This window comes from Clostridium sp. AF29-8BH, from assembly GCF_003478145.1.
GTDB classification, from domain to species: Bacteria; Bacillota; Clostridia; order Lachnospirales; family Lachnospiraceae; genus Otoolea; species Otoolea fessa.
Genome location: NZ_QUEL01000015.1, coordinates 66,463 through 74,488 on the forward strand (window position 1 = coordinate 66,463; position 8,026 = coordinate 74,488).

7 protein-coding genes and 1 pseudogene are annotated in these 8,026 nt (G+C 41.3%); 7 read left to right on the top strand and 1 reads right to left on the bottom strand.

What is annotated here, in order from left to right; translation table 11 throughout:
• The first annotated feature begins 45 nt into the window (after nucleotides 1–45).
• The 7 genes from DWZ16_RS10025 (at nucleotide 46) to DWZ16_RS10060 (ending at nucleotide 7,950) form a co-directional block, all read left to right on the top strand.
• Entirely contained in the window at nucleotides 46–1,416 is a 1,371-nt protein-coding gene (locus DWZ16_RS10025; protein WP_118522723.1) for an exopolysaccharide biosynthesis polyprenyl glycosylphosphotransferase, read from the top strand.
• A gap of 159 nt (nucleotides 1,417–1,575) precedes the next feature.
• The gene (locus tag DWZ16_RS10035) at nucleotides 1,576–2,493 is read left to right on the top strand and encodes a glycosyltransferase (protein WP_118522725.1); all 918 of its coding nucleotides are present in this window, start codon (nucleotides 1,576–1,578) and stop codon (nucleotides 2,491–2,493) included.
• 63 nt (nucleotides 2,494–2,556) lie between these two features.
• Nucleotides 2,557–4,335 carry a glycosyltransferase family 2 protein gene (locus tag DWZ16_RS10040; protein WP_118522726.1) on the top strand — a complete coding sequence of 593 codons (1,779 nt, stop codon included), beginning with the start codon at nucleotides 2,557–2,559 and terminating at the stop codon, nucleotides 4,333–4,335.
• Nucleotides 4,293–5,120: an ABC transporter permease gene (locus DWZ16_RS10045; RefSeq protein ID WP_333549114.1), complete on the top strand. Its 828-nt coding sequence runs from the start codon at nucleotides 4,293–4,295 to the stop codon at nucleotides 5,118–5,120. The genes DWZ16_RS10040 and DWZ16_RS10045 overlap by 43 nt, the downstream gene beginning before the upstream one ends.
• Before the next feature lie 15 nt (nucleotides 5,121–5,135).
• A complete protein-coding gene (locus DWZ16_RS10050; RefSeq protein WP_118472840.1) occupies nucleotides 5,136–5,873 on the top strand; it encodes an ABC transporter ATP-binding protein in 738 nt (245 codons plus the stop codon).
• Nucleotides 5,874–5,890: 17 nt separating this feature from the next.
• Nucleotides 5,891–6,949 (top strand): glycosyltransferase family 2 protein, encoded by a 1,059-nt coding sequence (locus DWZ16_RS10055; RefSeq protein ID WP_182427334.1) that lies wholly within the window; start codon nucleotides 5,891–5,893, stop codon nucleotides 6,947–6,949.
• A gap of 53 nt (nucleotides 6,950–7,002) precedes the next feature.
• Entirely contained in the window at nucleotides 7,003–7,950 is a 948-nt protein-coding gene (locus tag DWZ16_RS10060; protein ID WP_243021996.1) for a glycosyltransferase family 2 protein, read from the top strand.
• Here the strand turns inward: DWZ16_RS10060 and DWZ16_RS10065 are convergent.
• Nucleotides 7,934–8,026: pseudogene (locus DWZ16_RS10065) on the bottom strand (50S ribosomal protein L1); the annotation flags it as partial. The gene DWZ16_RS10060 and the pseudogene DWZ16_RS10065 sit on opposite strands and share 17 nt — an antisense overlap.

The window sequence follows — 8,026 nt, forward strand, 5'->3', positions numbered from 1 at the left end:
GGAGTTTGCCTGTGAGAAAGCAGACAGTTGCGAGAGGATACGATTTTGAGACAATACGAACCATTCAAGAGGCTGTTCCGAATGGGAGGCGCGGTCATTTTGATGGCTGTCCTGACGGGAATTTATAGATGCGTCTGGAACGGTTATTTCAATAAATTAATTGAATTTCCATTTTGGAGAAGAGGAAACTGGCTGATGATCGCCCTGTATGCAGGAATTTTGTTTTTCTTCCTATATACATATGGGGGATTCCGGATCGGATATCTGAAAAAGGGAAATCTGCTTTGCTCCCAGATACTGTCGATCGGGCTTTTAAATATTATTACCTATATACAAATCTCATTGCTGGATAAGAAATTTCACGATCCGCGGATTTTGCTGGCGATGACGCTGGTACAGCTTCTGGCGGCGATCGTCTGGACATATTTATTTCAGCGGCTGTACCGGCTGCTGTTTCCGCCGAGAAGAATGCTTCTGGTATGCGGCGATCGTCCGGCATTTCATCTGATGGAAAAAATTAATTCGCGCGAGGATAAATATTACCTGGTGAAAGCGATTCATATCCGGGCGGGAATGGAGGCGATCATCCGGGAAGCAGGAGCATTTGACGCCTTGATTATCGGCGATATTCCGGCCAAGGACCGGAATGCACTGTTGAAAAAATGTTTTGAAGAGGACATCCGTACCTATACGGTGCCGAAACTTTCAGACATTCTGATTCGGACGTCCGAAGAACTGGATATTTTCGACAGCCCGCTTCTTCTGTCCAGAAATGAAGGAATTTCCGGGGGACAGCGGTTTGTAAAACGGGCGATTGACCTATTCTTTTCAGGATTGGGAATCGTTGTTTTATCGCCATTTTTTCTGCTGGTGGCGTTGTCAATCTATCTGACCGACCGGGGACCAGTGTTTTATAAGCAGACGAGGCTGACAGAGGGAGGAAAAGAGTTCCAGATCTGCAAATTCCGGACGATGATTCAGAATGCAGAAGCGAAAACAGGCGCTAGATTGGCGGCTGAAAATGATGACCGGATTCTGCCGGTCGGACATTTCCTTCGAAGAACCCGTCTGGACGAGCTTCCGCAGCTTTTTAATATCTGGAAAGGCGAGATGTCGATTGTGGGACCGCGCCCGGAACGGCCGGAGCTGGCGGCGGAGATAGAGGAAGAGATCCCGGAATTTTGCTATCGCCTGAAAATGAAAGCGGGACTGACTGGTTATGCTCAGGTTTACGGCAAATACAATACGACTTCCTATGACAAGCTGAAACTGGATCTGACCTACATACGGAATTATTCTCTGCTTCTGGATCTGAAGCTGATGCTGATGACCCCGAAGATCATGATGTTAAAAGAAAGTACGGAAGGAGTGGCGGACAATGGAAACGCTTCTGACAGTCGTCATCCCGGCGTATAACGCGGAAAAATATATTAAATACACATTGGACTCTCTCTGTGACGAATGTACAAACAAACGTCTAGTTCTTGAAAAACCTGAAATTTCAGACATGGAGAAAGGAGAGACAGAACCGGATGCGAGATACCAGAAAATGGGCAGTCGTGCCTGGAAGTGTTGGTGGTAGACGATGGTTCGACAGATCACACCGGAAAAATTGCAGATCAATATGCAAAAATCTATCCCGATACAGTCCGTGTGATTCATAAAGAAAACGGCGGTCACGGTTCCGGCATTAATTGCGGCATCCGGGAGGCGCGCGGCCGGTATCTAAAGGTCGTCGATGCCGACGACTGGGTCGAGCCGCAGGCATTTTCAAATTTATTAGATGCATTGGCACATACCAGCGATGATGCGGTTGTCAGCGGCTTTTACTGGCGGTTTGACAATGGAAGCGGGGAGGAATCCTCTTTTCCGAGTAAGGCGGAGATGAAAGAGCCATTCAAGGGTGTGAAATACGGAAAATCATACGTTTTGGATGGTATCGCTGATCAGGTTTATATGAAAATGCATGGGATTACCTGGCGGACAGAGATTTTGAGACAGATGCCGCTTTCGATCGACGAACATTGTTATTACGTCGATGCGGAATACATCCTGTATCCGATTCCGTGGGTGCGGACCGTGTCCTTTCTGCCGGATTTTGTCTACCAGTACCGGATTGGACGTGCAGGTCAGAGTGTCAGCCCGAAAAAAATGATTCAGAATAAGAAAAATTACGACCGGGTGCTGGAATCCTTGTGTGCATTTTATCAGAAATGCCGGAATGGAGAGATTGCCTGCTCTGAAGAAAAACTGCGCTATATTGAGAGCGGAATCGCCCGCGTGGCGGCAGGAAGAGTCAAGATCCTTTTGAGCCTTCCGGCGGATAAAAAGGTGAGAAATCAGCTGGTTCGGTTTGACAAGGAATTATTGGAAAAATATCCGGGAATTTATCATGCAAACCGGAATAAGGCGGTAAAGGCGCTCCGGATGAGCCGGTATCGGTTGTATGGGGCGGCGGTTTGGGTGCTGAAACATCAGAAACGCCAGTTCTGACGAAACAAAAGAAGGAGAAGAGCGGATGAGATTACAGAATATACGGTTCCCAGAACCGGACATTTGCAGGGAAGAAGAGCTGTATTTCCACCGGATGGTGAGTGGATTGATTTCAATGGCTATTTCAATCTCTTTTATATAGAAAAAAGAAAAAAATATACAAATCAGGAAACACTGACGCTGCATCTGGAAGTGGGCGATTGCCAGGCAGTCCGGCTGATACATGACGAAACCATGATCCGTGAAATCGAATTGAGCGGACAGCCGGAGCCGCTGACATTGGAATTTCCGTATCAGGAGACGGATAAAGGTGTATTCTGGTTTTCAGTAAAACCAGGAATAAGCAGCAAATCAGATGTACCGCAGCTGTCTGGGTGGTATGAGGGAAAATGTCAGGAGGAAAAGTCGGTTCGCATCGCGGCGGTTGTCTGTACATTTAAACGCGAACCGTATGTGCTGCGAAATTTAAAAAGTGTTCTCCGCTTTTTAGAGCGCCCGGAAAATGCATCGATGAATCTCTGCTATTGGCTGGTGGATAATGGGAGAACACTCTCGGAACACGAAGAAATCAGCCGCCTGGCTGCCCAGCATCCAGATACAATTCGCATCATTCCAAACCGAAATGTCGGCGGCGCCGGCGGCTTTACGAGAGGCATGATTGAAGCGATCGAGGAGAAAGAACGCCTGGGACTGACACACGTACAGATGATGGATGACGATGCGGTCATGGATCCGGAGCTGTTTGTGCGGGCGTATGGATTTTTGGGGATGCGGAAGGATGAGTGGGAGGATATTACCTTAGGCGGAAGCTTGTGGCGGGAGGATTTCCTGTATATTCAGCAGGCAGCCGGAGAGTGGTTTGAAGAATTTGTAGTAAAGAATGATTTCCCACTGGCAGATTTAAGAGATTTCCACACATGTACGGATAAATATATGTGTGAAGCAGTTCATAAAAACACGCCGTATTCCGGCTGGTGGTGCTGCTGCATGAGTTTGAATCTTGTGCGCCCGGATAATCTGCCGATCCCGCTGTTTCTTCACCATGATGATATCGAATTTGGCATTCGAAACCAGAAAGCGGGAATCGTCTTTTTAAATGGATTTGGCGTATGGCATAAAGGGTTTGAACTTACCTTTACAGGCGTAAATACGTATTACGATGTGCGGAATACATTAATTACGACCGCTTTGATCGAAAAGGAGAGAAGTCAAACAGAGATCCTTAAATGGATTTGGAAACGTATTACAGTGGATATCATTGAATTCCGCTACGGAGAAATGCGATTGGCATATCAGGCATTCTATGATTTCTGCCGTGGACCGGAATGGTTATCTAAAACGGATGCAGAAAAGTTGAATAACTGGCTTCGAGAGCAGGTTGCAATGAAACCGATTGAAAATCTGAAGGAAGAATTAGGGGAAGAAGACTATCGTCGGATTAAACAATATGCGGAAGACTATCGGGATTCCTATGAAGTGAAAACGGTAAACGAATATTTCGGCCCGGCGAGAAAAGCGGCAAATCTGGTAAAAAAAGCCACATTCAATGGCTGGCTGCTTCCTGCGGATAAAAAAATAATCGCTTTATCGCCAGTTGAATCTCCGTTCCAGGCATTCCGGAAGAAAAAAGTTGTGTTGTTTGAGCCGTTTTCGGGAAAAGCCGTTCTGGCAAAGAAAGACTGGAAACAGATGTGGCTGGCTTGTGGACTTTACCGTGACGCATGGAGGTTGATGAAAAAACATAAATCAGCAGCCGAGAAATACCGGAATGAGATTCAAAAATTCACATGCATGGATGCATGGAAACAGTATTTGGAGATAGAGAAAGGAACCAAAAAATGAGGGCTTGGATTGACCGGATCAATGTTTTTATGAAATACAAAGATCTTCTGATACAGCTGGTAAGCCGTGACATAAAACTAAAATATCGACGCAGCTTTCTGGGATATCTGTGGAGTGTGCTGAATCCGTTGTTTGTCATGATTATTATGACGATTGTGTTTTCGACGATGTTCAGCCGGAATATTGAAAATTTCCCGGTGTATTTGTTTACGGGGAAGATGTTGTTTGATTTTATGTCTACATCGACAAACCAGGCGATGACCTCTGTTACGGGCAATGCGGCGCTTTTGAAAAAAACGTATGTGCCAAAATACATTTTTACCTTATCGAAGGTGACGAGCTGTATGGTGGATTTGCTATTTTCGTTTGGAGCATTATTTATTGTTATGCTTGCCACAAGAGCACATATATATTGGACCTTTTTCTTGTTCCCAATTGTAGTAATTCAAATATATATCTTTTGTTGTGGTTTGGGATTCTTTTTAGCAGAGTTCAATGTCTTTTTTAGAGATGTGCAGTATATCTACCAGGCAATTATTACAGCATGGATGTACTTAACACCGATTTTTTATCCGGTGGAGTCCTTACCAGGCAGTGTTGCCTTTATCGTAAAGGGATTGAACCCGTTATATTATTATGTGGCGCAGTTTAGAGATTTAGTTTATTATGGTCGTTTTCCGGGACCACGTGTTTTCTGGGGCGGCTGGTTGATAGCATTTGTGATGCTGGTGCTTGGAGTCTTAATGTTTAAGCGAAAACAGGATGACTTTATTTTATATATTTAAGGAACAGGTGCTGAAATGGAAGATTATGCAATCGAAATAGATCACGTAACCATACGTTTTAATATGGCGAGTGAAAAGGTTGATAACCTGAAGGAATACATTATTAAGCTGATAAAAAAAGAACTGATATTTCAGGAATTTCTGGCAGTAAAAGATGTCTCTTTTAAAGTAAAACGAGGTGAAGCGTGGGCGCTCATTGGCGTGAACGGTTCTGGAAAATCAACACTTTTAAAGGCAATTAGTGGAATTTTAAAGCCATATAAAGGGAGTATTACCGTAAATGGAGAGATTGCGCCTCTGATTGAGTTAGGAGCAGGATTTGATCCGAATTTAACAGCTCGTGAAAATATTTATTTGAATGGAACTGTTTTAGGACATTCGAAGAAATTTATGGAAGAGCATTTTGATGAAATTGTGGATTTTGCAGAATTGCATGATTTCCTTGATACTCCAATTAAAAATTTTTCATCCGGTATGTCTGCCAGACTTGGCTTTTCGATTGCAACGATGGTTAAGCCGGAGATTTTAATTGTTGATGAAATTCTGGCAGTAGGTGATTTCCTTTTCCAACAGAAATGTATGGAACGCATGAGTCACATGCTGGAGGGTGGAACAACCTTATTATTTGTGTCACATAATATAGAGACAGTGAAAAAACTTTGTGATCATGCAGCGTGGTTGGATCATGGGGTGCTTAAAATGGCTGGCGAAGTAGAGACTGTATGTGATGCATATATGGAACAAAGAAAATAGAAATGATTGGAGAGCATATGACGAAAGTATCAATAATTGTTCCTATTTATAATATGGAATTATATCTGAAAGAGTGCCTGGACAGTATTTTGAGCCAGACTTTAAAAGAGATAGAGGTAGTATGTATTGATGATGGTTCAACGGATCGATCATGGGAAATTCTGGCAGAATATGCGAAAGCAGATGCCAGAATTTTACCGATCCGTCAGGAAAATCAGGGAGTTTCGACAGCAAGGAATAACGGAATTAAAAAGGCTTCCGGTAAATATCTGATTTTTATGGATCCAGATGACTGGTATCCAGAAAAGGATATTCTGGAAGTCCTTTTTGAAAAAGCGGAAAATAGTGGGTGTCAGATATGTGGCGGGGAGTTTAGTGAATACAATGACAGGACGGGAGAGGTCAGAACAGAATTTCCAGAACAGTATTTTGGATATGTATTTCAAAAAGAGGGTGTAATTGAATACAGGGATTGGCAATTTGATTTTGGGTATCATAGATTTTTATATAATCGGGAATTTATATTAGAACATCAGTTGTATTTCCCTAAATTGATTCGATTTCAGGATCCTCCATTTTTTGTAAAAGCGATGATTACTGCCGAAAAGTTTTATGCGGTAAAGAAAGTGGTGTATCGATATCGTTATGGTCATAGAGATTTGAAATGGACAAGAGAAAAACGGATAGCGCTGTTGAAGGGTATCTATATGGATATGGATATGGCAGTTAGAAATCATCTGGAAAGACTAGTTGATTTGACGTGGTTTCGGATGACGGAGGAGTTTGGAGAGATAATTTGTTGTGGAATTATAGAGGGTGAGACAGAAATTGAAGAGTGGATCAGACGAGTGTATGATTGTTTAGAAATAGATAGAAAAGAGAAGTATGGATATCCGTTTTATAGAAGATTTAGGGACGAAGTGATTTTGTTAAAAGAAAAGCAAAGAAAAGAAGATGAGAGATTGGAAAATGAAATAAAAGCAATAAAAAATTCAATAACATTTCGAGTTGGAAAATATTTGCTATATATACCGCGCTGTATTAAATTGGCTTTATGGAGCCGAAAAAAGTCCTAAAAAATAACATTTAATGAGGAATACAAATGAGTGAAATTAAAGTTTCGGTTATAATGCCAGTATATAATGCAGAAACATATTTAGAAGAAGCTATTGAATGCTTAATATGTCAGACATTAAAAGAAATAGAAATTATTTGTGTAGATGATGGTTCGACGGATCGTTCATTGGAAATTTTGGAAGAATATTCAAAAAGAGACGATAGAATCAAAATTTTACATCAAAGAAATTTATATGCTGGAGTTGCAAGAAATAATGGATTGAAACAAGCAAATGGAGAATTTGTTATATTCCTTGATTCGGACGATTTGTTTGAAAGAGGACTATTGGAAAAAACATATAAACAAGGGAAAAAAGTAAATGCAGATATAGTTTTGTTTGGAGGGGAGTGTTTTAATGTAGATAATGGAGAACATAAAGAAAGACCGGATTTTTTGCGGAAAGAGTATATAGGAGATAAGTCAGTATTTTCACGAAAGGATATACCGGAAAAGATATTTAATATTACGACACCGTGTCCATGGACAAAATTATATAGTAGAAAATTTATTGAAAGAGAAAAATTGCAGTTTCAGGAATTGCAGCATACAAATGATGCTTTTTTTGTATTATTATCGTTAGCGTTAGCGAATAAAATTACATATATAGATGAGGTTTTAATAAGTTATAGAATTGGACAAAAGAATAATCTTCAAAGTGTAAAAAGTAAAAATCCAGAAATGTTTTTTGAAGCATATGAGCAAGTGTTTGATGCGCTGAATGAAAAAGGAATTTATGAAGAGGTAAAGAAAAGTTTTATAGAGGTTACTTTAGCTGGATGTGTTTATAATATAAATTCAGTTAAAACAAAAGAGGCAAAAGTGAAAATATATCAAGAGATGCAGCAAGAACATTTTACAAGGATGAATTTGTTGGAACAAGAAGAAACGTTTTATTCTAATTTAGAACATCTGTATCAATGCAAAGGAACTAAGTATATTTTAGCATCATGTCCGGAGTAGCTACTACTACGTCGAAGTCTAACCATCCCTCGTTCTGGATCTTCGGGATCAGCTCCTCAGCGCCTACGAAATCTGC